This window comes from Bacillus sp. FSL M8-0049, from assembly GCF_038593355.1.
Lineage (GTDB): Bacteria > Bacillota > Bacilli > Bacillales > Bacillaceae > Bacillus > Bacillus safensis.
Genome location: NZ_CP151986.1, coordinates 1877022 through 1902809, shown reverse-complemented (window position 1 = coordinate 1902809; position 25788 = coordinate 1877022). Strand labels below are relative to the sequence as shown.

Below are 25788 nucleotides of genomic sequence, written 5' to 3'. Positions count from 1 at the left end.
GTGTCTCCAAGAATGGGAATTACACAAGAAAAAATTATGGATACAGCGGCTGCATTTGTTGATGAAGAGGGCTTCTCCGCTTTGACTATTGCTACATTGTCTAAAAGACTGAATATCAGGCCGCCTTCTCTTTATAATCATGTATCCGGCCTTCATGAGATTCAGGCAGCACTCGCAGTAAAAGGGCTCTCCATGCTTTGTGAGGAAGGGATGCAAGTCACAGAGGGGCTGGAAAAAGGAGAAGCTGTTTTAGCCTTTGCCAGACAATATGTGCACTTTGTCCGAGAACACCCAGGTCTTTATGAAGCTGCCTTTTCACATATGAACGAAAAAGAAGTACGTATTGCAGCAGAGCGCCTTGTTCAGTTTGTCCAAACCATCATGTCACGCTTTGGTGTAAAGGAAGAGGAAATGACACATGTCGTCAGAGGACTGAGAAGCTTACTGCACGGCTTCGGTGATATTTCTAATAAAAAGGGATTCCAACGAAAAGAACAGCTTGAAGAAAGTGTGAGTTATGCAGTTCGGCTCTATATCACAGGTGTATTGCAAAAAGAAGATCTGTCTATTTGACAGGTCTTTTTTTTTACAGTGAACCGATATCATAGAGAAGCATCCTTCTGGAACCATTTTTTTGAGAGAAAACGAATAAAGATTTGACAGTTTTGTGAAACATGGTATGCTTATTATGTGAAATAATTCACATAGAGGAGTAGAGGCAGATGAAAAGAAAGCCTGTTTATGTGGAAACAACCATTCATGCACCTTTAGAGAAAGTATGGGAATATACGCAAAATCCAAAGCTTCATGAACAGTGGGATTTGCGTTTTTCAACCATTTCATTAAATGGACCTCAAGATGAACAGCCCCAAACCTTTTTGTATGAAAAGCATCTTGGATTTGGTGTAAGTGTCACAGGGACAGGAGCATATCGAACTAGAATGATGGATGAACGAAATGAAAGGTCATCCTCACTTAAATTCAAATCGTCACACCCGTTGTCTTTTATCAAAGAAGGCGGCGGCTATTGGAAATATGTGAAAACGAATGATCATATTGTGTTTCAAACGCAATTTGATTATGAACCGAAAGAAGGAAAAGGATGGGCGTGGGCAGATCGATTACTTTTTCGCCCGATGATGGGGCTTATGACGGCCTTTAGTTTTGGCGCACTAAAGACGTGGCTTGAAAAGGGTACGCACCCTCGGTTGTTACTGGAGAGAACACTTGCCCATTATGGAATTTGTTTGCTGTTTGCCATCGTCTGGCTATGCCAAGCGGTTATCCCTTTTTCACATTCTGCTTTTGATCATAGCACCGGATTTCGGTTGTTTTATGCCCTTATAGGCGTATCATGGCTGATACCTAAGCTATCAAAGAAATATTTGTTCATTCTTCAAAGTGTGTTTCTGCTGCTGATGCTTTGTATCGGGATCCTATCCCCCCAAACGACACTCCATGAGCCGCTTGTGATGAGTGCATTTTTGATCCTATCCATTGCAGGAATGATTAATTTAAAAGATTGTATAGACGTATTCTCGATCAAACGAAAAAGGGGAGGTAGACATGGTCGTTCATCGTCATCAAGTAAAGGATTACGATAAGCTTCATCCAAAATTAAAAGAGAGATACAACCGTGCGTTTACCGCTGAAGGCACTATGGAGGAAATAGGCGGCGGAACGAGGCTCATTCGATTTTTCTTCAAAATTGGTCCACTCTTTCGCTGTTTTTTCCCTGAGAGAGGAAAAAACATTCCCTTCCGAATTGTCAATAAACCCTTTATGACAAATAAGGGAGAGGAAGGCATGCACTGGTTCCGTACGTTTTATTTCCCAAAGAAGGAACGTCACTTTGATGCAGATATGATCATTGATCAGAAGAGTCATAAAGTACTAGACTATTTTGGAAAGCCTAGACTTCTTATGTCAGAGCTTCATTTTACAGTAACAAAGCATGGGTTCCTTCACATTCAATCCGGCCGGCAGAAGCTGTTGATGTTAGGACGTGAGTGGCCGCTGCCTTCATGGCTTTACGGTGTGTCAGATGTCACAGAAGGCTACGACGAGCACGCGGGTGAGTATACCATTGATGTGCATGTGAAAAATCGACTGTTTGGGACCCTTTTTACATATAAAGGCCGGTTTACTGAAAGGGTGATGTCTCATGATGAATAAATGGCATTTGATATCAAGCTTCCTCTTTATGTGCTGGTTTATCGCCACCCGTTTAATGACAGGTCCGTTAGCAGAGTTGTTTGTACTGATAGCGATTCTGTTTTTCCTTCCTGCAGTTTTAGCCTTTTTTGTGAAGGAAGAGAGGGAGAGTAAGCCGTGGATACTGCTCGGCTTTTTAATGAAAGCCTTTCCATTAGCTGCTCTTTGTGCAACGGCTGCATTCATCTATCATTCTGCCTTGTTTGCATCGGGATGGTTTTTGTATACGATTCTTTTGGCGTTATATGGCTGTACTCGTTTGCTGAAAAGGGGAATCTTTCCACTTCATGAATTGATGACGGGTGGTGCATGGATGTATCTCGCTTTAGGAGGGCTTTGGTTTTGGCTGTACACGGCAGATATACAGGTAATGACCTTTTCACCAATCATCGTGCTTTTGACCGCTATTCATTTTCATTACTCGGCTTTTTTTATCCCGCTTTTCTATGGATTATTAGGGAGAAATCGAGAAAAAGAGACAGCTTTATACAAAGCGGCAGGATGGGTGATTTTGCTGTCGCCTGTGATGATTGCTGTTGGGATTAGCTTCTCCCGTCTCTTTGATACGTTCAGCGTCACGCTATATGTCATTGCACTCTACTTGTACGGCATTCTTTGTATGAAAACAAGGTTTCGATCGACTGTGGCAAAAGTGCTGATTGTGTTTTCTAGCTGCGTCTTAATGGGAACAATCGTGCTATCTCTTCTTTATTCCGCTGGCATGCTCATGCGCGTGACCTACATCAGCATTGATCAGATGATTTGGTTTCATGGCAGTATTAATGCCTTTTTTGTGATTTTACCAGGTTTGATTGGATGGCTGATCGAAGGGCCAAAGGATCAATTGAAGCAGAAGCACTTTCCGATATCAAAAGTGCATGGCCGTTTTCATTTGGTCTCTTTTCAAAAGGAAAGAATGTATGATCAAGAGAACCTCGGTTTAGTCGATTCACTTGATGATTTAAATGGAACGACATTTTCAGCTGAAAGGGTGTCACCTGTGATTCGAAGGTTTTATGAAAATCCGACGGCCTTTACGTTAAAAGCAGCAGTCTGTTTTCATTGGTGGGTGAGGCCTTTTGTTTTTTTACTTCAGCCAATTTTCAAGAAAATAGGCCAGCTCTATTTGGGAACATCTCGTAAGCCGTATGAAATGAAGGGACGTCTGACTGCATTTCAACATTCTAAAGAAGGGCGAAAGGATGTCAGGGCGTGGATTCGTCACAACGAAAAAGGGGAGCAGGTCTTTTTTGCACTTTATGCTCATCATCACGATGCAGCTGCGGGCTATATGAATATTGCGCTGCCGCTTCCATATTCTCAGCTGACCGCCATTTTAAAACCTTTTAATGAAAAGGAAGACTTTCTATTAAAAAGTGCATGTCCAAAAGGCAGTACCGGTGACGAAGGGTTGTATTTGCATACACCTTTTATCACCATGAAACTGCCAATGGAAGAAAGCTTTCATATGAAGCCGGAGACAGATAAAAGTCTCACAGCGGTTCATCAAATGAAGCTATTCGGTATTCCTTTTTTAACGATTCATTATCAAATTAACAGCGGGAAGCCATCCTGTTAATCAATGATGTCACATGGTTCACCGTGCCGAATGATGTTCACAATTGCTTGCCCATCACTCGGATGATGATCTGCATACTGGACTGGCAGCAGTGCAAAAAATACATAGTAGACTGAGAAGTAAGCAAATTGATAGAAAAATTGATGTTCTGGCAGGATATCATTGGCGATCATTGTATTCAGTATGAGAACACTGAGCAGGTTGCATAATGATCCGCCTAGGTAGACAAGAATGTGCGAGAATCGGTTATTTTTCCTCATTTCTTCATAATGGCAAAATGCATCTAGAAAATAGATTCGTCTAATTTCCACAACACCTATTTTCAATACTTTTTTGCCTCTGCCAAGAGCAAAAGAAACCTTTGCGCCAAACATCCATGCGACCATAATATGGCCAAGCTGATGCAAGATGGCAACGATAGGAAGAATGACGAAAAACGACCAGCAAAATGTCCACATATCTGATAATGTAAACAAGTGTTAACCCCTCCCCAATATGTTTGGGAGGAAGCAGTAGGATTATTTGCCATTTTACTGAATTCATTTTCAGGATGCAAACATTTAATACACGACGATAAAAACATTATGTAAACTAAAGGGTGGTTTTTGCCGTGAATCGGCTTTTTGACTCACTTTTTTACGAAATGAATGTGCTACAATGAAAAAAACAATAGATGACTCTAGTAAATGAACTTACTCTTGAAAGAAGAGGAGAGAAACAGATGGCAGATATTGAACAGTTTTTGGCGTTAGATATTCGTGTTGGGACGATCATTGAAGCAGAATTCTTTGCAGAGGCAAGAGTTCCTGCATTGAAACTCAAGATTGATTTTGGTGAAGAGATTGGTTTAAAGCAATCCAGTGCTCAGCTGACAAAACGTTATACGGCTGAGAATCTCACTGGCAGACAAATCGTAGCAGTCGTCAATTTTCCGCCAAGAAGAATTGCAGGGTTCAAATCAGAAGTGCTTGTCTTAGGGGGCATGCCGTCAAAAGAAGACGTGGTTTTACTAGCCACAGATGAGCCTGTTGAAAATGGAACAAAAATAGGATAAGAAAAAAGACATCTTCCTGAGAAGATGTCTTTTGCGTATTGAGGCGGAATAACCACACGCCACATTCGTGTGTGTCTCAAGGAGACATGTTACCCGACTTACACAATTCAGCTCATCGCTTGATAAATATAGCATGGGATGAGCTGAATTGCAACCATTAAATGATTCACTTCAGTTTTTCACGTCATTTCAGCCGGAAAAATGACAAGAAATCAATTATTTGGATTATTTTTTCGAAAAATATTGAAAAGTCAGATCAGATTTTATAAAATGAATTCATCTTAGTTTGTTTAGTCGATAAACTAAGATGAATTCCAAGTGATGATCCGACTATTAAAGGGGATGATTCCGTCATTCAAATCATTTGCTGCGTATGTGGGCTAAGCTGAAAGATCAGATGTTCAGCTTCATTTTTACAACAAATTGAAAGCGCTTTATATTCTTCGTATTGACTGCTGCTGCCCTCCATCATCTGTTCGTTAGAAGAGGCTAAGAGAAGAAGGGAGAAAGCTCATGGTAAGTGAGAATTTAAAAAAGATTCGTATGTCTGAAAAAGTGGGATATGCTTCAGGAGATTTCGCATGTAACTTAATTTATGCAACTGTCTCTACGTATCTATTATTTTTTTATACAGATGTGTATGGTTTATCAGCGGCGGCGGCAGGGACGATGTTTTTAGTTGTCCGCGCCATTGATGCGCTTGCAGATCCGTTTATTGGTGCATTGGTGGATCGAACGAACAGCCGTTTTGGCAGGTTCAGACCTTACTTGTTATTCGGTGCGTTTCCTTTTGTAGTACTTGCTATCCTTTGCTTTACAACACCTGATCTTTCTGAAATGGGTAAACTCGTTTATGCCTACATCACGTATGTTGGTTTATCGCTTACATACACTTTCATCAATGTTCCTTATGGTGCTTTAACATCAGCAATGACAAGAAATAACCAAGAGGTTGTCAGTATTACGTCTGTTCGTATGCTTTTTGCTAATCTCGGAGGTCTAGTTGTTGCTTTTTTTGTTCCTTTTCTTGCGACTTTTTTGAGTGATAAAACAGGAAATACAGCCCTCGGCTGGCAGATGACGATGGCTTTTCTCGGCGTTCTTGGCGGTGCATTACTTATTTTCTGTTTTAAAAGCACGAATGAACGTGTCACGCTTCAAAAGCCGGAGGAAAAAATTAAGTTCAGTGATATCTTTGTGCAGTTACGTGTCAATCGTCCGCTTGTTGTATTAAGCATTTTCTTTATTATTATTTTTGGCGTGAATTCGATCAGTAACTCTGTTGGGATCTATTATGTGACGTATAACCTTGGCAGAGAAGATTTAGTGAAATGGTACGGACTCATTGGCAGTCTGCCAGCATTAATGGTGCTGCCGTTTATTCCAAAACTGCACAAGCTGTTAGGAAAGAAAAAGCTGCTGAATTATTCATTATTGCTGAATATTGTAGGTCTTCTTGCATTACTTGTGATACCGCCGAGTCAAGTCACTTTAATACTTGTTTTCAGGCTTGTCGCAGCTGCAGGAAGTATTACAGCCGGTGCTTACATGTGGGCGCTCATTCCTGAAACCGTTGAATATGGCGAATATAAAACAGGAAAAAGAATGGGCGGGCTCATCTATGCCATCATCGGATTTTTCTTTAAATTTGGGATGGCATTAGGCGGGATTGTGCCAGGGCTTGTACTCGATCGCTTTGGCTATGTTGCCAACCAAATGCAAACACCAGAAGCTTTACTGGGCATTTTAATCACGACAACGGTGATTCCTGTATGCTTACTGATTTTAGCGATGGTGGATATTAATTTTTATAACCTAGATGAAGAAAAACATAAAAAAGTCGTACGGGAGCTTGAGAATAGAGACAAAGTGTATCTCGATCATATGGACGATTTTAAAATGTAGGTCTCTGAAAGAGGAGGAAGTTCAATGAAGATTACCAATCCAGTGCTCAAAGGGTTTAACCCCGATCCAAGTATTTGCCGTGTTGGAGAAGATTATTATATGGCCGTCTCTACATTTGAATGGTTCCCAGGGGTACAAATTTATCATTCGAAGGATCTCGTCCATTGGCGCCTTGCTGCGCGTCCTTTGCAAAAAACGTCGCAGCTGGATATGAAGGGAAATCCTGATTCTGGCGGAGTATGGGCGCCGTGCTTAAGCTATGCGGATGGGCAGTTTTGGCTTATTTATTCAGATATCAAAGTAGTGGATGGTCCATTTAAAGACGGTCATAATTATTTGGTCACGGCAAGCGAAGTGGACGGCGATTGGAGTGAACCGATCCGGCTCAACAGCTCCGGCTTTGATCCATCTTTATTCCATGATCAAAGCGGGAAGAAATACGTCTTAAATATGCTGTGGGACCATAGAGAAAAGCATCATTCCTTTGCAGGTATTGCCTTGCAGGAATATAGTGTGGCTGAAAAGAAGCTCATCGGTCGAAGGAAGGTCATTTTTAAAGGCACACCGATTAAACTGACAGAAGCGCCGCATCTGTATCATATCGGTGACTACTACTATTTATTAACGGCAGAAGGAGGTACCAGGTATGAGCATGCAGCAACGATCGCCCGTTCCTCACATATTGAAGGGCCTTATGAGGTTCATCCTGATAACCCGATCTTAAGTGCCTTCCACGCGCCTGAACATCCGCTTCAAAAATGCGGGCATGCTTCAATCGTTCAAACGCATACAAATGAATGGTATCTCGCTCATCTCACTGGCCGTCCGATTCAATCAAACAAGGAATCTATTTTTCAACAGAGAGGTTGGTGTCCTTTAGGAAGAGAAACAGCGATACAAAAGCTTGAATGGAAGGATGGCTGGCCTTATGTTGTAGGCGGAAAGGAGGGGACGCTTGAGGTTGAAGCGCCAAAGATCGAAGAAAAGGTTTTTGCACCAACCTATCATACAGTCGATGAATTTAAAGAATCAACACTAAATAGACACTTCCAAACATTAAGAATTCCGTTTACCGATCAGATTGGTTCGTTAAAGGAGAAACCTCAGCATTTAAGGTTATTCGGCCGCGAATCTTTAACGTCTAAGTTTACCCAAGCATTTGTTGCAAGACGCTGGCAAAGCTTTTATTTTGAAGCAGAGACAGCTGTTTCGTTCTTCCCAGAAAACTTTCAGCAAGCAGCTGGTCTTGTGAATTATTATAATACGGAAAACTGGACAGCACTCCAGGTGACATATGATGAGGAACTTGGCCGCACGCTTGAACTATCTGTCTGTCAAAATCTTGCCTTTTCTCAGCCATTGACACATAAAATCATCATTCCTGACGAGGTCACTTATGTCTATTTAAAAGTGACCGTTCGGAAAGAGACATATAAATATTCTTATTCTTTTGACCAAAAAGAGTGGAAGGAAATTGATGTACCGCTTGAATCCATCCATTTATCCGATGATTTTATTCGAGGCGGGGGGTTTTTTACAGGGGCATTTGTCGGTATGCAGTGCCAAGATACGAGCGGCGAGCGTCTTCCTGCTGATTTTCACTATTTTCGCTATGAGGAAACAGACGAATAAGAAAGACAACTCGCTACGAGCTGTCTCTAATTGAAAAACAAATAGGTCATGTTGTGAGGGTGGCATCTTGCAGAAAAGCTTCTATGACAAGAGATGTCATCCCCAATACTGGCGCATTGTATCCTAATGATGAAGGGAGCAGCTCTACATGTGAGCTGAATTGCGTATCCATTCGCGAGGATACCTCCTCCTCAATCACATGTAGAACCGCCTGATGTGATTCGATCACTTTGTTTCTTAAAATAATGGCTTGCGGGTTAAAGGTATGCAGGACGTTTGTGAGACCGACACCAAGGTAAAAGCCAAAGTTGCGCAGGGCATTGAGCGTTTTCATATCATTTAACTTGGCCAGCTGTTCCAGGTCTTGATGGGAGATGTGCTGATCATCTGTTTGAAGAGACTGAAACAAGGCTTTCTCAGAAGCATACAATTCCCAGCATCCACGGTTCCCGCAGCTGCATGTTGGTCCGTTAAAATCGATTGTCATATGTCCCATTTCACCAGAAAAGCCGTATGCCCCTCTGTATAAATGATGATCGATGATGATTCCGATCCCGATGCCAGTGCCGATGCTTGCATAGATCAAATGGTCATAATGTTTAGCGGCACCAAAGATTTTTTCACCATATGCACCGGCATTTGCTTCATTTTCAATGAAGATCGGTACTTGGAATGTCTCTTGCAGCGTGGTTTTCAGATCAACATTTTTCCATTTGGAATGAGGCGTAAACACGATTTGTTCACCTGCATCCACTAAACCATGTATGCATAGGCCAATGCCAATGAGCCCGTATGGGGAAGAGGGCATTCGTGAGATGAGCTGCTGTATTAATTCAATTAATTTACGTATTGTGACCTCAGGAGAGCTGGGTGGGAGCTTGATCTGCTCTTCGTAAAGAATGGATCCTTCAAGATCAGTTAATATGCCATTGACATAATCAACGCCGACATCGATCCCAATGGAGCAGCCAGCACGTTTATTAAACATTAGTAAAACCGGTCTTCTCCCGCCGCTAGACTCACCTTGACCGATTTCATAGACAAGATGTTCTTTCATTAACGTACTTACCTGAGAAGAAACAGTCGATTTATTTAATCCAGTGCGTTCAGATAATTTTGCTCTCGAAATGGGCGCATGCTGGAGAATTTCTTTTAATAATAGTTTTTGATTTATTTTTTTTACAAAGTTCTGATCAGCGATATCCACGTTATCCACTCCATTTGTTTCGTCTTTAGATTAAGTTGAGAAGAGCTGCTTTTTTCAGCATGTATTTAGTAAGATAAATGATTTTAACTTTATTATAACGAAAATATTTTTAAAAAACTAAAAAATATGGAAAATTCAAAATGATTTTTTCATAGATTGATCATTAGTTTGTTGAATAAACTTACAAAGTGTACTCAGGAGGAATGAAGCATGACCAAATCAAATATGAAAACGTTATACAGCTTAGAAGGAATCGGCAAAATTCAATATGAAGGAAAACAATCAAAAAATCCACTCGCTTTTCAATACTATAATCCAAGCGAAGTGATTGGCGGAAAAACAATGAAAGACCACCTGCGCTTTTCAGTTGCTTATTGGCATACATTGACTGCTGATGGAACAGACATGTTTGGAACTGGCACGATGCAAAGAGCGTGGGACTCTTATAGCGGAATGGATTTAGCAAAAGCTAGATTGGAAGTCGCCTTTCAGCTTTTTGACCTGTTGGATGTTCCGTATTTTTCATTCCATGATCGTGACATCGCGCCAGAGGGGGAGACGCTTCAAGAGACCAATCAACAATTAGACATCATTTTAGAAAGAATGAAAGAATACATGAAGCAAAGCGGAGTAAAGCTGCTGTGGAACACGGCCAATATGTTCAAGCATCCTAGATTTGTACACGGTGCTGCGACATCTTGTCATGCAGATGTCTTTGCCTATGCGGCCGCACAGGTCAAAAAAGGCATTGAAACCGCCAAAGAACTCGGTGCAGAAAATTATGTTTTCTGGGGTGGACGAGAAGGGTACGATACGCTGCTCAATACAGATATGAAAAGAGAGCTTGATCACATGGCGGCTTTCTTGCATATGGCTGTTGATTATGCAAAAGAAATTGGGTACACTGGCCAATTTTTAATCGAACCAAAACCAAAGGAACCAACCACTCATCAATACGACACAGATGCAGCGACATCCATCGCCTTTTTAAAACAATACGGATTAGATTCCCATTTCAAATTAAATATCGAGGCCAATCATGCGACACTGGCCGGCCATACGTTTGAGCATGAATTACGTGTCGCAAGAATTCATGGGCTGCTCGGTTCTGTTGATGCAAACCAAGGAAATTCGCTTCTTGGGTGGGATACAGATGAATTTCCAACCGATCTGTATGCCACAACTCTTGCCATGTATGAAATTCTGCAAAATGGCGGTCTAGGGTCTGGCGGTCTTAATTTTGATGCAAAAGTGAGAAGAGCTTCCTTTGAACTTGAAGATATTTTATATGCCCATATTGCCGGGATGGATGCATTCGCAAAAGGACTGCGGGTCGCTCATAGACTCATAGAAGACCGTGTGTTTGAAGATGTTATAAAGCACCGGTATCGCAGCTTTTCTGAAGGAATTGGACGTGATATTTCAGAAGGAAAGGCAAACTTTCATACATTAGAAGAATATGCGCTGAAACATCCTTTGATCAGAAACGAATCGGGAAGAGAGGAACAGCTGAAAGCCCGTTTGAATCAATACTTGTTAGAAGATTAATTGAAGGGGCTGACCTGTTTTGAAGGAGTGAAAACATGAAATATGTGATGGGAATTGATCTGGGAACAAGCGGGGTCAAGGCGATATTAGTGGATGAGAGCGGAAAGGTGTGCTGCGAAGCCTCTAAGCCGTACCGCCTCATTCAAGAGAAGCCTGGATATTGTGAGCAGCACCCCGAGGATTGGGTAAAGCAGACAATGGCTGCGATGAAAGAACTGATGGCAAAGCAGCCTGTTCATTCAAGACGAGTTGAAGGCATCAGCTTTTCCGGCCAGATGCATGGATTAGTTCTATTAAATGAATCTCGCGAAGTGCTCCGCCCTGCAATTTTATGGAATGATACACGGACGACAGCACAATGTACGCACATGACAAAAAAGCTGGGAGACCGGCTGCAAAAGATCACAAAAAACCAGGCGTTAGAAGGATTCACACTGCCAAAATTATTATGGGTAAAGGAACATGAACCACATATTGATCTGCAAATCGACATGTTTTTACTCCCAAAAGATTATGTCAGATTTCGTTTAACAGGCGCAGTCCATATGGATTATTCTGATGCGGCTGGCACCTTGCTGTTAAATATCGGTGAACAGACGTGGAGTGAGGAGATTTGTCAGGCGTTTGATATTTCTCCTCACATTTGCCCGCCGCTTGTCACATCAGAGGCGGAGGTTGGTACACTTTTGCCGCACATTGCACGTGAAGTTGGGATGAAAGAAGGCGCAAAGGTTTTTGCCGGCGGGGCAGATAATGCCTGCGGAGCAATTGGTGCTGGCATCTTGTCCTCTGACCGCACGTTATGCAGTATCGGCACATCTGGGGTCATTCTTTCCTATGAAGAGGATCATGAAAGGGAGCTTCAAGGGAATTTGCATTTGTTTCATCATGCAAAAAAAGACGCTTTTTACACAATGGGTGTCACCCTTTCAGCAGGATATAGCCTTAACTGGGCAAAACACTTACTGGCTCCTGAGGAATCGTTTCAGTCACTTTTAGAAGGTGCGGCTCATGTTGCACCAGGAGCGAAAGGATTGCTCTTTACACCCTATTTAGTTGGGGAAAGAACACCTCATGCGGATTCGATCATTCGCGGCAGCTTGATTGGATTAGACAGCAGGCATGAAAGGGCACATGTTGTCAGAGCTGTTTTAGAGGGAATTACCTTTTCGCTAAATGAATCTATCGCATTATTCCGGCAGGCAGGAAAAAACATAGATTCTATTGTATCTATTGGCGGCGGTGCGAGAAGCCGGACATGGCTTCAAATGCAAGCAGACATTTTTCAGGCTGAAGTCATCCAGTTAGACAATGAACAAGGGCCCGCTTTAGGTGCAGCGATGCTTGCCGCAGTTGGCTGCGAATGGTATCCGTCACTTGAAGTATGTGCACATCAGTTGATCCATCAAGCTGCTGTTTATGAGCCAAATCAGCCGCACGCAGAAGTATATGCCGATCTATTTCATTTGTATCAAAGGATTTATACACAAACAAAAGACATCCATGCCGGGTTAAAGCAGTATCGTTCCATCTAGCAGAAAGGGCTGCATGAAAGGAGGTGATGGGTTTTTCACCTTAGGGATGACAGAACAATACGGATGAAAAAAGGAGAGGGATGGAAAATGAATTTGAAAAGATTGAGGCTGTTGTTTGTGATGTGTATTGGATTTGTGCTGACACTGACGGCTGTGCCAGCTCATGCGGAAACGATTTATGATAATAGGATAGGGACACACAGCGGATACGATTTTGAATTATGGAAGGATTACGGAAATACCTCGATGACACTCAATAACGGCGGGGCATTTAGTGCAAGCTGGAACAATATTGGAAATGCCTTATTTCGAAAAGGAAAGAAGTTTGATTCCACTAAAACTCATCATCAACTTGGCAACATCTCCATCAACTACAACGCAGCCTTTAACCCGGGCGGGAATTCCTATTTATGTGTCTATGGCTGGACACAATCTCCATTAGCTGAATACTACATTGTTGAGTCATGGGGCACATATCGTCCAACAGGAACGTATAAAGGATCATTTTATGCCGATGGAGGCACATATGACATATATGAAACGCTCCGTGTCAATCAGCCTTCTATCATTGGAGACGCTACCTTCAAACAATATTGGAGTGTACGTCAAACAAAACGCACAAGCGGAACTGTCTCCGTCAGTGAGCATTTTAAAAAATGGGAAAGCTTAGGCATGCCAATGGGAAAAATGTATGAAACAGCATTAACTGTAGAAGGCTACCGAAGCAACGGAAGTGCGAATGTCATGACGAATCAGCTGATGATTCGATAAAAGCATATGAAAAAAGCCAGCAAAAAACGGCTGGCTTTTTTCTATGATAATTTTTCAACTTCCACTCTGCCAGAAAAGAACGTCGCGCCGCCGCCCATATCTGCCAATCGATCAGGTGTTAATCCGTTCACTAAATGCTTTTTGCCTTTTTGATCTGCCCATAATCCTTGACTGACCACAACACCAGATAATACATTTTGACCGACTGACACGACAAGCTCACACTCTCCTCGGTCGTTTAGCACACGCACCATGTCACCATCTTCAATTTTTCTTTCCTTTGCATCCTGTTCATTCATGTGAAGCTTCGGAAATTTCTCAAGCTTTTGATGCTTTTCATGAAGTGAGAAGGTGGAGTTCAGAAAATTATGGTTCGGTCCCGGTATAAAGGTAAGCGGATAATCGCTTTCCTGATAAAGGGGCACATAGGTTGGAAGTGCTGGATACCCGTCTTTTTTCATTTGTTCAGAATAAAGCTCAATTTTCCCGCTTGGGGTTTGAAGCTTTAATTCCTGGAAAGGTCCACGTTTTGCTTTGATCCATTTCTTTTCTTTTAATGCTTCGTATGAAATGTCCTCATAATGCGGATTTTCTGGATGATGAAGAGCTTGTTCCATGAGTTCAGCATCTGTCTCGCGGAAGGCTTCATCTTCAAAGCCCATCGCATGGGCTAACAGGCGGAATACTTCAGTATTGGATTTGCTTTCTCCGTAGCGTTCTATCACTGGCTCCTGAATTTGAATATAATGATGCCAGTACGATGTATAGAAATCCTCGTTTTCAAAGGCAGATGTCGCCGGCAGGACAATGTCTGCATACGCCGCTGTTTCTGTCAGGAATAAATCATGAACCACTGTAAATAAGTCCTCTCTCAGCAAACCTTCTCTGACTTTATTCGCTTCAGGTGTCACAACCGCTGGGTTGCACGAGTAGATAAAGAGAGAATCAACGGAAGGCTCTGCGCTTGTCAGCACACTGCCTAGCTGATTCATATTAAATGATCTAGGCGTGCGTTCTTTTAATAAATCCGGCCGCTGAAGAGCTGTTTCATTATAGCTGAGAAAAGAAGAGTTTGATTTCATCGCGCCGCCGCCCTTGTGCAGCCATTGACCAGTCAGGGCAGGGAGGCAGGAAATGGTTCTAATACTCATCCCGCCATTATCATGGTGCTGTAAACCATTCCCAATGCGAATGAGAGAGGGCGATGTCTCAGCGTACATTCTTGCAAGTGTAATGATGTCGCCTTTAGGGACACCCGTGATTCGCTCAACTGTGTCTGGATCATACTGCTTTACATGCTCGCGCAGCTCTTTATGGCCGACCGTGTAAGTCTCTAAAAAGGCTTCATCTGTACGTTCCTCTTTAAAAAGGACATGCATGATGCCAAGGGCAAGTGCACTGTCAGTACCAGGACGAAGCGGAATGAACCAATCTGCCATCCGGCCGGTTTGGTTCTTGTGAACATCAATCACGACAATCTTAGCTCCTTGCTTTCGCGCTTTTTGTGCCAAGGTGATTTGGTGCATATTGGTCGACACAGCATTGATGCCCCAAAAGATAAATAGTTTCGTATGAATGGTGTCTTCAGGATCTGTCCCAATGCTTGCGCCCATTGTATATTTATAGCCAGTCGTTCCTGCTGACTGACAGATCGTCCGGTCTAACTGGCTTGAACCAAGACGATAAAAAAAGCGGCGGTCCATTCCTTCTGCGTTGAGATTGCCCATGTTCCCATAGAAGCTGTAAGGCAGAATGCTTTCTGGTCCTTTTTCTTCGATCAGCTTTGTCCATTTTTGACGAATGGTTTCAATGGCTTCTTCCCACGTAATCGGCACAAACTGTGCTTCGCCTTTTTGGCCAACACGTTTTAACGGAGTGGTCAGTCTTTTTTCATCATATAAACGGGCTGTGACATTACGCACTTTGTTGCATATGTTTCCTTGTGTGACAGGGTGGTCCGGATCTCCCTGCACTTTCACGATCTTTCCATTTTCTTTATGTATTAAAAGACCGCACTGATCCGGGCAGTCTAACGAACAAACTGATTTGAATATTCCGTCTTTCATCGCTGTATAATCGGTCATGAGTTTTTGGCTTCCTTTCTTCATTCCGTTATCACTTTGTATGGACTTTATTTTAGCATGTTCGGAGGTGGAAGGTAAGAAAGAGATGATGAATTGAAGAAAATGAAAAAAAGCCCCTGAAAAAGGGACTTTTAAAAACGGGTGACATGTACAGGAAATTCTTTTACCCCAAAAACAAACGTGCTTTGAATAGGTTTTAGCTGTTCTGCCACGCAGGTGATGTCTTGAAACGTATGGAGTAAAACGTCAAGCGCAATGTTGCTTTCAAGCCGGGCAAGCGGTGCACCGAGACAAAAATGAATGCCAAATCCAAAGCTCATATGCGGATTTGATTTTCGGTCAAGCCGGAACGTATCTGGATCTTCAAACTTCTGTTCATCCCGATTTGCTGAAGCAACCCAGCTGATGAGGTAGTCTCCTTTTTGAATGTGCGCGCCTGCAATTTCAACATCCTCTGCGGCGATTCGGCCAATGGCTTGAACAGGGGGATAATACCGCAGCGTTTCCTCAGTCAATTGAGGAATAAGAGAGGGGTCCTGCCGAACTGATTCAGCAATATGCGGCTGCTCTGTCAGCAGTCGTACGGCATTGGTTATTAAATTGGTCGTTGTCTCATTGCCTGCAACGAGTAATAGAATACAAAAGCCAAGCAGTTCATTCTCGGTTAAACGCTCTCCATCAATTTCTGCTTGAATGAGAAGCGAGATCAAGTCATCGGCAGGCGTTTCTTTTCTTTTTTTGATCAAATGAGCAAAATAAATGGACAGCTCCTCTTCAGCGCGTTTCTGCATATCTACAACAGCCTGAATGGCTTCCTTTGATTCATCCTTAGCACCTGCCACAAGGGCATCAGAATGTTTTTTAATCAGCTCTCTGTCCTGCACCTCTGCACCGAGAAGCTCAGCGATGATCATCACTGGCAGGGGAGCTGCTAAATCTTGCACAATATCAAACGTACGTTGATCCTTTACTTGATTTAATAGATCATGTGTCAGGTCTTTGATCTTATCTTCTAATTGCTTGATCGCTTTTGGGGTGAATGCTTTATTCACAAGCGCTCTCATCTTTGTATGTTTTGGAGGATCCATCGTTAAAATACTTGTTTTAGACGTGCTTCTTCCTCGCTGTGAAGAGAACACTTTAGGCTGCTTTAGAACAGACTGGATATCCGCATATCGAAAAAGATCCCAGCACTTTCTTGTCTCATCATATCTAATATCACTCTCTGCACGCAGCTCATTGTAAATAGGGAATGGGAAAAGAAGGTCATCGGTAGAACGGATTTCTTTCATTGGAATCACATTGACATAGTTTTCTTTCACTTTCATTATGAACGCTCCTTTTTCACATGATTTCTCTTTCACGGTATCACCAGTAAAATATCATTTCAACGGACATGTTTTCTAAAATATGTCAATAGTCTAATCGAAAGATTCAAGCACATTCACCATATAGGAAAATAGAAAGTCATTAAAATGAGAGCGCTTTCTAAAAAATAGAATTGAAGTCACCGAAACCAAAAATAAAATGGTGAATTTAGTCGAACGAAAGGGTCCTATGATTCAAATGATCATAGTTCTTTTGATCTAAAATGCTGTATTTGAAAAACACGGCTAACATACTTGCAGCAAGCTGCCGGCCATGCATTCGGGACTTTTGAAAAGTGCAGGCTCTTTCTTGACACGATTTCTCATCATGTTACGATAACTAACGTGCGAAAAACACGAACAAAAAGCGAACAAGGGAGAGGATCAATATCATTGATCAAAAGAAAGTTGCTTTCATTGGAGCAGGTTCTATGGCGGAAGGAATGATCGCAGGGATTGTGCGATCAGGACAGATGCCGCTAGGCCAAATTTACGCAACAAACAGACAAAATCAACTTCGATTGAATGAACTAACGAAACGATACGGCATCCAAACAGCCGCAATGGATTCATTTCCTTTTGAAGAAATGGATATGTTGATCCTGGCCATGAAGCCAAAGGATGCTGAAGCAGCCCTTGAATCATTAAAACCTCGTATTCAGCCAGATCAGCTCATCATGTCTGTCCTTGCAGGTGTTAAGCTATCGTATATTGAAGACATGCTGCATGAAGGGCAGCCTGTTATGAGGGTCATGCCAAATACATCAAGTACGATCGGGGCGTCAGCGACTGCTTTATCTGCTGGACGTTACGTGAAAAACGACCATATGAGCATAAGTCAGGCTCTTTTGTCTGAAATGGGCGAAGTCTATACCATTCAGGAAGAGCAAATGGATATTTTCACTGGAATTGCTGGAAGCGGGCCCGCCTACTTTTATTTCTTAATGGAAAGAATCGAAGAAGCAGGAGAAGAGGCAGGTTTATCAAAGGAATTGTCTCGCCAAATTGGCGCGCAGACACTCCTCGGTGCGGCAAAAATGCTGCAAGAAACAGAGGAAAATCCTTCTGTCCTAAGAGAGAAAATTACGTCACCAAATGGAACAACTGCTGCAGGACTGAATGCATTAGATGATTTTGGCGGGGGAGAAGCGATCAAGCAAGCTGTCAAACATGCTGCCAATCGTTCAAAAGAGATAAGCAATCAGCAAAAACAAAAAGTATCTATATAAATAGAGCTCAAGTACAGGAGTGATAAGGTGTACGCAGATAAAGAGAGAAAACGAATTGTTGTGAAAATCGGAAGCAGCTCTCTTACTAGCTTTCAAGGTGAGATTAGTTTGAAAAAACTAGAAAACCTCGTCAATCAAATTGTGAAACTTAAAGATGAAGGACACGAAGTCATTTTGGTTTCATCTGGTGCGGTTGCAGCTGGTTACCGAAAACTAGGATTTATCGATAGACCCAAAACACTGCCGGAAAAGCAGGCATCTGCCTCAATTGGGCAAGGGCTATTAATGGAATCATATTCTACTTTATTTTTATCACATGGTTATATTGCTTCACAGCTCTTAATCACAAGAAGTGATTTTTCTGATGAAACGCGCTATCAAAATGTGCGTAACACAATGAACGTGTTATTGGATCGAGGCATCATCCCAATTATTAATGAGAATGATACAGTGACGATCAATCGGTTGAAGTTTGGAGACAACGATACATTGTCTGCAAAAGTAGCTGGACTCATTGATGCGGATTTCCTTGCTATTTTATCTGATATTGATGGCTTGTATGAAGATAATCCTCATACAAATCCAAATGCGAAGAGAATTCTTGAAGTGACAGACATCACAGAAGACATCGAAGCAGCTGCTGGAGACGCAGGAAGCAGCGTAGGTACAGGCGGAATGAAATCAAAGCTCGATGCCTTTAAAATATCAATGGCCGCAGGGATCAACGGCTTTTTAGGAAAAGCAGATACGCCTCACATTTTAGACAAAGCGATCAATGGGACAGAGGACGGCACTTATTTTACCGCTGACGAAAATGTAGCGCCGCTCAATTATAAGAAGCAGTGGATTGCCTTTCATTCTGGACCAAAGGGTGAGATCGTGGTTCAAGAGAAAACACAGGAATTTCTCATGCACCGTGAGGGAAGTCTTGATTCTGATGGGATTGTCAATGTGAAAGGTTCATTTAAAAAAGGCGATGTGGTCCGTATTTTAGATCAAGATAAAAGAGAAATAGGGCTTGGCGTTGTGAATTATGCATCAGATGAACTCGCACGTAAGAGTGACTTGTTACAAGATGAAATCGTGCATGTCGTCGATCTAGAAGCATTTGTTTGTCATTTAGATTTATCGATTCCAGTTTGTTAACCAAAAGGGAGGAATTCCATGACACTGACAGCTGAAGTTGTCACATCGGTCAAAGAAAAAGCGAAGAAAGCAAAGCATGTTTCAAAAAAACTCGGTTTACTTCAGACAGAGGAAAAAAATGACGCGCTGCTTAAAATGGCAGAAGCGTTAGAGCAAAACAGCCGTTTCATTTTACAGGAGAATCAAAAGGATTTAGATGCTGGGAAAGAAAAGGGCTTCTCAGAGGCACTCATGGATCGATTAATGTTAAATGAAGAAAGAATTCACGAGTTTGCTGAAAGTTTGCGGCTTGTGACGAGATTAACAGATCCTGTTGGAGAAATATTGGATGAATGGACTCTTGATAACGGCTTACACGTGAAAAGCCGAAGAGTACCGCTCGGCGTGATCGGGATGATCTATGAAGCGAGACCGAATGTCACTGTCGATGCAGCAGGCCTTGCCCTTAAGGCAGGCAACTCAGTGATTTTAAAAGGCGGTTCCTCCGCTATTTCTTCCAACAAAGCCATCGTCAGTGTGATCCATGAAGCATTGGATCAAACAAAGATTCCTCGTGATGCGGTGCAATTGATTGAACAAACAGACCGTTCATCGGTTCAGGCGATGTTTCAACTAAAAGAATGGATCGATGTTTTAATTCCGCGAGGCGGAGCTTCCTTAATCAAAACAGTGGTAGAAGAATCCACTATCCCAGTGCTTGAAACAGGGACAGGAAACTGTCATGTCTTTATTGATCAAACCGCGAATGTGAAAAAAGCCATTGAGATTGTAATCAATGCGAAAACGAATCGTCCGGCCGTATGTAATGCACTTGAGACGCTGATTATTCATCGCGATTGGCTGAAAGAGAATGCAGTCTCATTAAATGAAGCTTTGCAGGAGCATCGTGTCACTGTACATGGCGACCAGGCAGCAGAGTCTTACTTCTCAAACGCGGTTCCTGCTGGAGAAGTGGATTGGACAGATGAGTATTTAAGTCTGGATCTTGCAGTAAAGGTAGTCGATTCAATTGAGGAAGCAATCAGCCATATCGATCAGTACGGCACAAAGCATTCAGAAGCCATCGTGACAGAAGATGAAAAAAATGCACTCACGTTTCTAAACGAAGTCGATGCGGCAGCCGTTTACCATAACGCATCGACTCGCTTTACAGACGGCGGCGCACTTGGCTATGGAGCTGAAATCGGCATCTCTACGCAAAAGCTGCACGCCAGAGGGCCAATGGGACTTCCTGCACTTACGACAACTAAGCTGCTTCTAAGTGGTGACGGTCAGATTAGAAGCTAGAAAGATTCAAGAAACACTACCTTTTTATGAGGTAGTGTTTTTAACTTTATTTAAAAGAAATACACGTTATCCTACGTTTGCACAATTTTTCTTCATGACCTTCTCAAATTTAAAAAATTCAAATTCCTCAGGTGCTAAAGGCGCGTTTTCTTGATGTGCTTCATGATGTGCTTCATGATGTGCGTTTGGATCTGGATGGTGTAAGTGATAAAATTCAACTATTTGAAAACCGCATTTATTGACATAAAAATGAATGTTGCGTTTTTCAAAGTATGGAGTCACAACCTCCCATACAATCGTTTCTGGATATTGCGCCTCGATGGCTTTCCATGCTGCCTGACCAATGCCCCGGCCGTGAGAGGATGATGAGATGTATAGCAAATCAACCGAGTTGTGATGTGTTTCTTGGTTGATTTTGATCACAACGCCGCCTGCCTTTTCATCATTTAGCATAATATGATAAACAATGTGTTCATTTGAATGAAAGGATTCATCAATCACTTCATCTGGAGGAATTGGTCCATTCTGCGCATCGCCAAATGCGTCGATCACGCCTGCTGTAAAAGCTTTCTGAAGCTCTTTTTTCATAGAAGGGAAGTCCTCTTTATTTGCTTGTGCTAATGTTACTTCATGTTGAGTTATTTTGTTCATTTTCTTATCCTTTCCCTGCGTAGTGGTGTTTCTGGATGTTATGATAAAGGATGGAGTTACTCCATAGTCAAGAAAGGAGCCTTCATCATGATCAATGATGTGCAAAAAACGTTTTTCACTGGAGAATTTGCCAAGCTATTTGATGTCAAAAAGGATACGCTTCTGTATTATGATAAAATCGATTTATTTAAGCCGGCTGGTGTGCATAAAAATGGGTACCGTTACTATACACTTGAGCAATTTGACCATTTTATTGCGATTCAATCCTTGCGGGCTGTTCAATTTCCGATCAAAGAGTTAAAACAATATTTCACAGAACCTTCCCGCGAAAGACTGCAAAGCCTAGCGGCCGACCAAATAAAAAAGGTCAAACAAGAGATTGAAAAACTTCAAGACATCCAGGCTTTTCTTATGCGGGTGATGGAGACGACGCATGAATTAGCAAATGTGAAAATAGGGGAGGTCCTGTTTCAAGAGCTGCCAGAAGAACCCGTTGTACTAAGTGCATCAAACCCGATCGACTTCAATACACCTGTAGAAGAAATATCACGTATTGTAGGAGAATTTTTAAAGGGAGTTGGCATAAAAGGCGCTGCGGCAAATGGTTCTGTCTTAAAAAAGGAGCAGTTCCGTAAGCGGCACTATCATCAGTCAGATCAGCTGTTCTGCCGAATGGATGGCCCGGGGGCAGTCAAAAAACCTGGCGGGCTCTATGCGGTGATGTATGATCAAGGAACATATGAAGAGATTGAGTCTGCTTATTCGCATTTGTTAGATGAAATCGAGAAAGAGGGCATGATGCTGGATGGAGATGTATTTGAGGAGTATTTACTTCATTCGCTCATGTCTAAAGATGAAGCAGAGTATATAACGAAGCTCAGTGTAAAAGTGAAGAAGCGAGCAGATGACAATTGAAAAGAGGATAGACAGCATGTGACATGCGTGTCTATCCTCTTTTTTGATGTTATCCCACTTGATTTTCGGCAAATTGACTCATATATAAGTCTGCATAGAAGCCTTTTTGTTTTAAAAGTTCGCTGTGCGATCCTTTTTCAATGATGCTTCCATCCTTCATGACTAAAATAAGGTCTGCATCCTTAATCGTTGAAAGTCTGTGTGCAATCACGAAGCTCGTTCTGCCTTTCATCAATTCATTCATTGCTTTTTGAATATGCATCTCTGTCCGTGTATCCACACTGCTTGTTGCTTCATCTAATATCAAGATCTTTGGATCAGATAAAATGGCACGGGAGATGGTTAACAGCTGGCGCTGACCTTGAGACAGGTTGCCTGCATCTTCTGTTAACAGTGTGTCATATCCATCTGGAAGCGTGCGGATGAAATCATCTGCATAGGCATGTTTGGCGGCTTTGATGACATCCTCTTTGGAAACGTGCTGCCTGCCATAGGCAATGTTGTCGTAAATCGTTCCTTCAAAGAGCCATGTATCTTGAAGAACCATCGCAAATAAGTCTCGTACTTGCTGACGGCTGAGGTCAGTTGTTTTGACACCGCCAATGCGTATGGAGCCTTGATCTAATTCGTAAAAACGCATTAAAAGATTAATGATGGTTGTTTTTCCTGCACCTGTTGGCCCAACAATGGCAACCGTCTGACCTTCTTGCACATCTAAATCCAAATCTTTAATAATCGGATGATCTTTTTCATATCCGAATTGAACTTGTTCAAAGCTCACATCGCCTGAGAGTGATGCAAGATCAATTGCCGCATCTTCTTCGGTACTTTCTTCTTCCTCATCAAGGATTTCAAAGACCCTTTCAGCAGAAGCGATCGCTGATTGAACTAAGTTTGCGACGCTTGATGCTTGCACAAGCGGCTGAGACATTTGCTGTGTGTATTGGATAAACGCCTGCACATCCCCGACACGAATATTCCCATTAATGACAAGAATCCCGCCGGCTACACTGACTGCCACATAGCCAAGGTTCCCGATAAAGGTCATCATTGGCATCATTAAACCAGAAATGAACTGTGCTTTCCTTGATGATTCATACAGCTTTTCATTTAATTGATCAAATGTATCGATCGCTTTCTTTTCGTAGCCATACGCACGAACTGTCTGATGTCCTGTGAACATCTCATTAATATGTCCATTGATCGTGCCAAGCTCTTTTTGCTGCGCTTTAAAATGCTTTTGAGAAAATGACGTAATGCCGCGAATCGCAAACAGGCTGAGTGGCAGCGTCAAACAAACAAGCAACGTAAGCAGCGGACTGATGAAGAGCATCATCACGACAATCCCAATGACTGTAATCACAGATGTAATCACTTGGGTGAGCGCCTGCTGAAGCGATGTATTAATATTATCGATATCATTCATCACACGGCTCAGCGTGTCCCCGTGGGTTGTTTTATCAAAATAACGAAGGGGGAGACGTGTGAGCTTGTCATTTGCTTCCTGCCGTAATTCAGCAATGGTCTGTTGAGAGACACCAGCCATGACATATTGCTGAACGAATGAAAAGAGGGAAGCAACGACGTACAGCACGACAAGCAGCAAAAGAATTCGTGAAATGACATCAAATTGAACGCCTGTTCCATTCGTAAAGCTGTCAAATAAGGAAGAGGTGGCATCCCCAAGCAGCTTTGGACTAATGACGTTAAAGACAGTTGAACCAATCGCTGCAATAAGGACGATGATCAGCTGAAATTTCCTTGGTTTTAAATAGCCTGTCAAACGAAGCAGTGTTTTCTTAAATTCCTTCGGTTTTGCGGCTGGCCCTTTAGGGTGGCCGCCTTTATGGCCCATGCCAGAAGACATTTTTTTACTCATCCTCGCTCACCTCCTGACCTTCCTGAGATGCGACAATCTCTTGATATACAAAATTATCCTTTATTAATTGTTCATGTGTTCCGATACCTGCGATTTTTCCTTCATCAAGTACAATGATTTTATCACTATGCTTCACTGTGCTGATTCGTTGAGCCACAATGATGAGGGCTGCATGAGCTTTTTCTGCTTCTAATGATGCCCGCAGCTTTGCATCTGTTTTGTAATCAAGTGCTGAAAAGCTATCGTCAAACAGATAGAATGATGGTTTTCTCACTAGCGCCCTTGCAATGGAAAGCCGCTGCTTTTGGCCGCCGGATAGATTGGAACCACCTTGATCAATTTCTGCATCAATTCCGCCATCTTTTTGCAAAACAAATTCTTCGGCCTGCGCAGTTCGCAGCGCCTGCCAGACGTCTTCATCGCTTGCATCCTGATTGCCAAAGCGCACATTTTCGGCAATGGTTCCGCTGAATAAAACAGCTTTTTGAGAGACATAGCCCATTTGGTTTCTCAGTTTCTCCTGAGGCAGTTCTCTAATGTCTACACCATCTAGTGTAATCCGGCCTTCAGTCACTTCATAAAAGCGCGTCATCAGCTGGAGAAGTGTTGTTTTCCCAGAACCCGTACTTCCGATGATGGCTGTCGTTTCACCAGTTTTGGCTTCAAACGTGATACCTTGAACGGCTGGTTTCTCAGCATTTGAGTAATAAAATGACACATCCTCAAAGCGAATGGATTGGGCGGGCTCGTGAAGGTCAGTTATAGACTCTTCTTTGTCTTTAATCTTTGGTTCCATGTTTAACACTTCATTCATGCGTTTAGCTGACGCTTGTGCTCTTGGGACCATAATAAAGCTCATCGACAGCATAATAAGCGCCATTAAAATCATCATCGCATATTGAATGAAGGCAATGAGATTTCCAACTTCCATTTCTCCGGCATCAATTCGGTTTGCGCCAAGCCAGACAATGCCGATATTCGTGAAGTTCATGATAATCAGCATAAATGGAAACAAGTAAGCCATTAATCGGTTGACTCTAAGACCAGTATCCTTATAGGACGTGTTGGCTTCTTGGAATCGCTCCTTTTCATCATCCACACGGTTAAATGCACGAATAACGCGGATGCCTGAAAGAGATTCCCGCATAATTAAATTCAGCCGGTCTGTTTTTTTCTGAAGCTGGCCAAATAGCGGGATGGCTTTTCTTGACACCAAATAGATAAATCCGCCAAGAAGGGGGAGGGCCGCTAAAAAGATAAGAGACAGGACAGCATCCCTGGAAACAGCCAAAATAATTCCGCCTACAAGCATGAGCGGGGCCCGCGTCATCATTTGTAAAATCATAATCGTCACATCTTGGACTTGTTTCACATCATTTGTTGATCTTGTAATAAAGGAAGACGTGCCGATCTTTTGAAATTCTTCTAATGAAAATTTTTCGACATGTACAAACAGCTGTCTTCTCATATCACGCCCGAAGCCAAGTGCTGTTTTTGATGACAAGTAAGACTTCCAAATGGTGAGCAAAATGGCGAGTAAAGAACAAGCCACCATCCAGCCGCCAACCTTCCATATGTAAGCAATATCTCCCTGGACGATACCGACATCAACGATATCTGCTGTTAACGTCGGTAAATACAGCTGGAGCATACTGCTTAAAAAGGTGAGAATGACAATGGACACAACGGACAGCCGATACGGCTTTAAAAACGATAAAATTGATTTCATATGAATACCTTTCTTCCATATAGTCTTTTGTTCTGTAACCCATCATATACAAAGTG

At 42.4% G+C, this 25788-nt stretch carries 21 protein-coding genes; 14 read left to right on the top strand and 7 right to left on the bottom strand.

Annotation, left to right across the window (positions count from 1 at the left end):
• From NSU13_RS09585 to NSU13_RS09570, 4 genes are all read left to right on the top strand, one after another.
• A complete protein-coding gene (locus NSU13_RS09585) occupies positions 1-573 on the top strand; it encodes a TetR/AcrR family transcriptional regulator (RefSeq protein ID WP_041117675.1) in 573 nt (190 codons plus the stop codon).
• Positions 574-722: 149 nt separating this feature from the next.
• The gene (locus NSU13_RS09580; RefSeq protein WP_061109242.1) at positions 723-1604 is read left to right on the top strand and encodes an SRPBCC family protein; all 882 of its coding nucleotides are present in this window, start codon (positions 723-725) and stop codon (positions 1602-1604) included.
• Complete coding sequence (locus NSU13_RS09575; protein ID WP_034280637.1) at positions 1567-2175, top strand: DUF4166 domain-containing protein; 609 nt, start codon at positions 1567-1569, stop codon at positions 2173-2175. The genes NSU13_RS09580 and NSU13_RS09575 overlap by 38 nt, the downstream gene beginning before the upstream one ends.
• Positions 2168-3793, top strand: coding sequence for a YndJ family protein (locus tag NSU13_RS09570; RefSeq protein ID WP_342490033.1), 1626 nt, complete (start codon positions 2168-2170; stop codon positions 3791-3793). Before NSU13_RS09575 ends, NSU13_RS09570 begins: the two co-directional genes overlap by 8 nt.
• Here NSU13_RS09570 and NSU13_RS09565 read toward each other — a convergent pair.
• Entirely contained in the window at positions 3790-4269 is a 480-nt protein-coding gene (locus NSU13_RS09565; RefSeq protein ID WP_024422662.1) for a hypothetical protein, read from the bottom strand. The genes NSU13_RS09570 and NSU13_RS09565 overlap by 4 nt on opposite strands.
• Before the next feature lie 245 nt (positions 4270-4514).
• Between NSU13_RS09565 and csaA the strand changes: the two genes are divergently transcribed.
• The 3 genes from csaA to NSU13_RS09550 all read left to right on the top strand — a co-directional run bounded on the left by csaA (position 4515) and on the right by NSU13_RS09550 (position 8384).
• The gene (csaA, locus tag NSU13_RS09560; protein ID WP_034280640.1) at positions 4515-4847 is read left to right on the top strand and encodes a chaperone CsaA; all 333 of its coding nucleotides are present in this window, start codon (positions 4515-4517) and stop codon (positions 4845-4847) included.
• A 513-nt stretch (positions 4848-5360) separates the two neighbouring features.
• Entirely contained in the window at positions 5361-6752 is a 1392-nt protein-coding gene (locus NSU13_RS09555) for an MFS transporter (RefSeq protein ID WP_046311424.1), read from the top strand.
• A 24-nt stretch (positions 6753-6776) separates the two neighbouring features.
• Positions 6777-8384 (top strand): glycoside hydrolase family 43 protein, encoded by a 1608-nt coding sequence (locus NSU13_RS09550; protein ID WP_342489484.1) that lies wholly within the window; start codon positions 6777-6779, stop codon positions 8382-8384.
• A 46-nt stretch (positions 8385-8430) separates the two neighbouring features.
• Here the strand turns inward: NSU13_RS09550 and NSU13_RS09545 are convergent, their stop codons facing one another.
• Positions 8431-9591, bottom strand: coding sequence for an ROK family transcriptional regulator (locus NSU13_RS09545; protein WP_101676943.1), 1161 nt, complete (start codon positions 9589-9591; stop codon positions 8431-8433).
• A gap of 210 nt (positions 9592-9801) precedes the next feature.
• Here NSU13_RS09545 and xylA point away from each other — a divergent pair, with 210 nt between their 5' ends.
• The 3 genes from xylA (at position 9802) to NSU13_RS09530 (ending at position 13445) form a co-directional block, all read left to right on the top strand.
• Positions 9802-11139 carry a xylose isomerase gene (gene xylA, locus NSU13_RS09540; protein ID WP_024428359.1) on the top strand — a complete coding sequence of 446 codons (1338 nt, stop codon included), beginning with the start codon at positions 9802-9804 and terminating at the stop codon, positions 11137-11139.
• A gap of 35 nt (positions 11140-11174) precedes the next feature.
• Entirely contained in the window at positions 11175-12674 is a 1500-nt protein-coding gene (gene xylB, locus NSU13_RS09535; protein ID WP_327826370.1) for a xylulokinase, read from the top strand.
• A gap of 87 nt (positions 12675-12761) precedes the next feature.
• Positions 12762-13445 carry a glycoside hydrolase family 11 protein gene (locus tag NSU13_RS09530; RefSeq protein ID WP_024422656.1) on the top strand — a complete coding sequence of 228 codons (684 nt, stop codon included), beginning with the start codon at positions 12762-12764 and terminating at the stop codon, positions 13443-13445.
• Between the two features lie 41 nt (positions 13446-13486).
• On the opposite strand, the gene NSU13_RS09525 is transcribed toward NSU13_RS09530, so the two are convergent.
• Together NSU13_RS09525 and NSU13_RS09520 are read right to left on the bottom strand one after the other, a co-directional pair.
• Positions 13487-15529, bottom strand: a complete 2043-nt coding sequence (locus NSU13_RS09525) for a molybdopterin oxidoreductase family protein (protein WP_120208070.1) — start codon at positions 15527-15529, stop codon at positions 13487-13489.
• Between the two features lie 131 nt (positions 15530-15660).
• The gene (locus tag NSU13_RS09520) at positions 15661-16857 is read right to left on the bottom strand and encodes a cytochrome P450 (protein WP_070326580.1); all 1197 of its coding nucleotides are present in this window, start codon (positions 16855-16857) and stop codon (positions 15661-15663) included.
• Positions 16858-17279: 422 nt separating this feature from the next.
• Between NSU13_RS09520 and proC the strand changes: the two genes are divergently transcribed.
• The 3 genes from proC to NSU13_RS09505 are packed head-to-tail and all read left to right on the top strand — an operon-like array spanning position 17280 to position 20558.
• The gene (gene proC / locus NSU13_RS09515; protein WP_076841053.1) at positions 17280-18125 is read left to right on the top strand and encodes a pyrroline-5-carboxylate reductase; all 846 of its coding nucleotides are present in this window, start codon (positions 17280-17282) and stop codon (positions 18123-18125) included.
• Between the two features lie 27 nt (positions 18126-18152).
• Positions 18153-19271 (top strand): glutamate 5-kinase, encoded by a 1119-nt coding sequence (proB, locus tag NSU13_RS09510; RefSeq protein ID WP_046311412.1) that lies wholly within the window; start codon positions 18153-18155, stop codon positions 19269-19271.
• A gap of 18 nt (positions 19272-19289) precedes the next feature.
• Positions 19290-20558: a glutamate-5-semialdehyde dehydrogenase gene (locus NSU13_RS09505; protein WP_342489483.1), complete on the top strand. Its 1269-nt coding sequence runs from the start codon at positions 19290-19292 to the stop codon at positions 20556-20558.
• Between the two features lie 66 nt (positions 20559-20624).
• Here the strand turns inward: NSU13_RS09505 and NSU13_RS09500 are convergent, their stop codons facing one another.
• Entirely contained in the window at positions 20625-21209 is a 585-nt protein-coding gene (locus NSU13_RS09500; RefSeq protein WP_144496149.1) for a GNAT family N-acetyltransferase, read from the bottom strand.
• 87 nt (positions 21210-21296) lie between these two features.
• On the opposite strand from NSU13_RS09500, the gene NSU13_RS09495 reads away from it, so the two are divergent.
• Positions 21297-22124 (top strand): MerR family transcriptional regulator, encoded by an 828-nt coding sequence (locus NSU13_RS09495; protein WP_342489482.1) that lies wholly within the window; start codon positions 21297-21299, stop codon positions 22122-22124.
• A gap of 49 nt (positions 22125-22173) precedes the next feature.
• Here NSU13_RS09495 and NSU13_RS09490 read toward each other — a convergent pair whose 3' ends face one another.
• Both NSU13_RS09490 and NSU13_RS09485 read right to left on the bottom strand, forming a co-directional pair.
• Positions 22174-24003, bottom strand: coding sequence for an ABC transporter ATP-binding protein (locus NSU13_RS09490; RefSeq protein WP_144496147.1), 1830 nt, complete (start codon positions 24001-24003; stop codon positions 22174-22176).
• A complete protein-coding gene (locus NSU13_RS09485; protein ID WP_065214748.1) occupies positions 23996-25732 on the bottom strand; it encodes an ABC transporter ATP-binding protein in 1737 nt (578 codons plus the stop codon). The genes NSU13_RS09490 and NSU13_RS09485 overlap by 8 nt, the downstream gene beginning before the upstream one ends.
• Between the last annotated feature and the right edge of the window lie 56 nt (positions 25733-25788).

Coding starts and splice junctions, on each gene's coding strand:
- NSU13_RS09580 (WP_061109242.1), top strand. CDS start 723: ATGAAAAGAAAGCCTGTTTATGTGGAAACAACCATTCATGCACCTTTA.
- NSU13_RS09575 (WP_034280637.1), top strand. CDS start 1,567: ATGGTCGTTCATCGTCATCAAGTAAAGGATTACGATAAGCTTCATCCA.
- NSU13_RS09570 (WP_342490033.1), top strand. CDS start 2,168: ATGAATAAATGGCATTTGATATCAAGCTTCCTCTTTATGTGCTGGTTT.
- csaA (WP_034280640.1), top strand. CDS start 4,515: ATGGCAGATATTGAACAGTTTTTGGCGTTAGATATTCGTGTTGGGACG.
- NSU13_RS09555 (WP_046311424.1), top strand. CDS start 5,361: ATGGTAAGTGAGAATTTAAAAAAGATTCGTATGTCTGAAAAAGTGGGA.
- NSU13_RS09550 (WP_342489484.1), top strand. CDS start 6,777: ATGAAGATTACCAATCCAGTGCTCAAAGGGTTTAACCCCGATCCAAGT.
- xylA (WP_024428359.1), top strand. CDS start 9,802: ATGACCAAATCAAATATGAAAACGTTATACAGCTTAGAAGGAATCGGC.
- xylB (WP_327826370.1), top strand. CDS start 11,175: ATGAAATATGTGATGGGAATTGATCTGGGAACAAGCGGGGTCAAGGCG.
- NSU13_RS09530 (WP_024422656.1), top strand. CDS start 12,762: ATGAATTTGAAAAGATTGAGGCTGTTGTTTGTGATGTGTATTGGATTT.
- NSU13_RS09525 (WP_120208070.1), bottom strand. CDS start 15,529: ATGACCGATTATACAGCGATGAAAGACGGAATATTCAAATCAGTTTGT.
- NSU13_RS09520 (WP_070326580.1), bottom strand. CDS start 16,857: ATGAAAGTGAAAGAAAACTATGTCAATGTGATTCCAATGAAAGAAATC.
- NSU13_RS09505 (WP_342489483.1), top strand. CDS start 19,290: ATGACACTGACAGCTGAAGTTGTCACATCGGTCAAAGAAAAAGCGAAG.
- NSU13_RS09500 (WP_144496149.1), bottom strand. CDS start 21,209: ATGAACAAAATAACTCAACATGAAGTAACATTAGCACAAGCAAATAAA.
- NSU13_RS09495 (WP_342489482.1), top strand. CDS start 21,297: ATGATCAATGATGTGCAAAAAACGTTTTTCACTGGAGAATTTGCCAAG.
- NSU13_RS09490 (WP_144496147.1), bottom strand. CDS start 24,003: ATGAGTAAAAAAATGTCTTCTGGCATGGGCCATAAAGGCGGCCACCCT.
- NSU13_RS09485 (WP_065214748.1), bottom strand. CDS start 25,732: ATGAAATCAATTTTATCGTTTTTAAAGCCGTATCGGCTGTCCGTTGTG.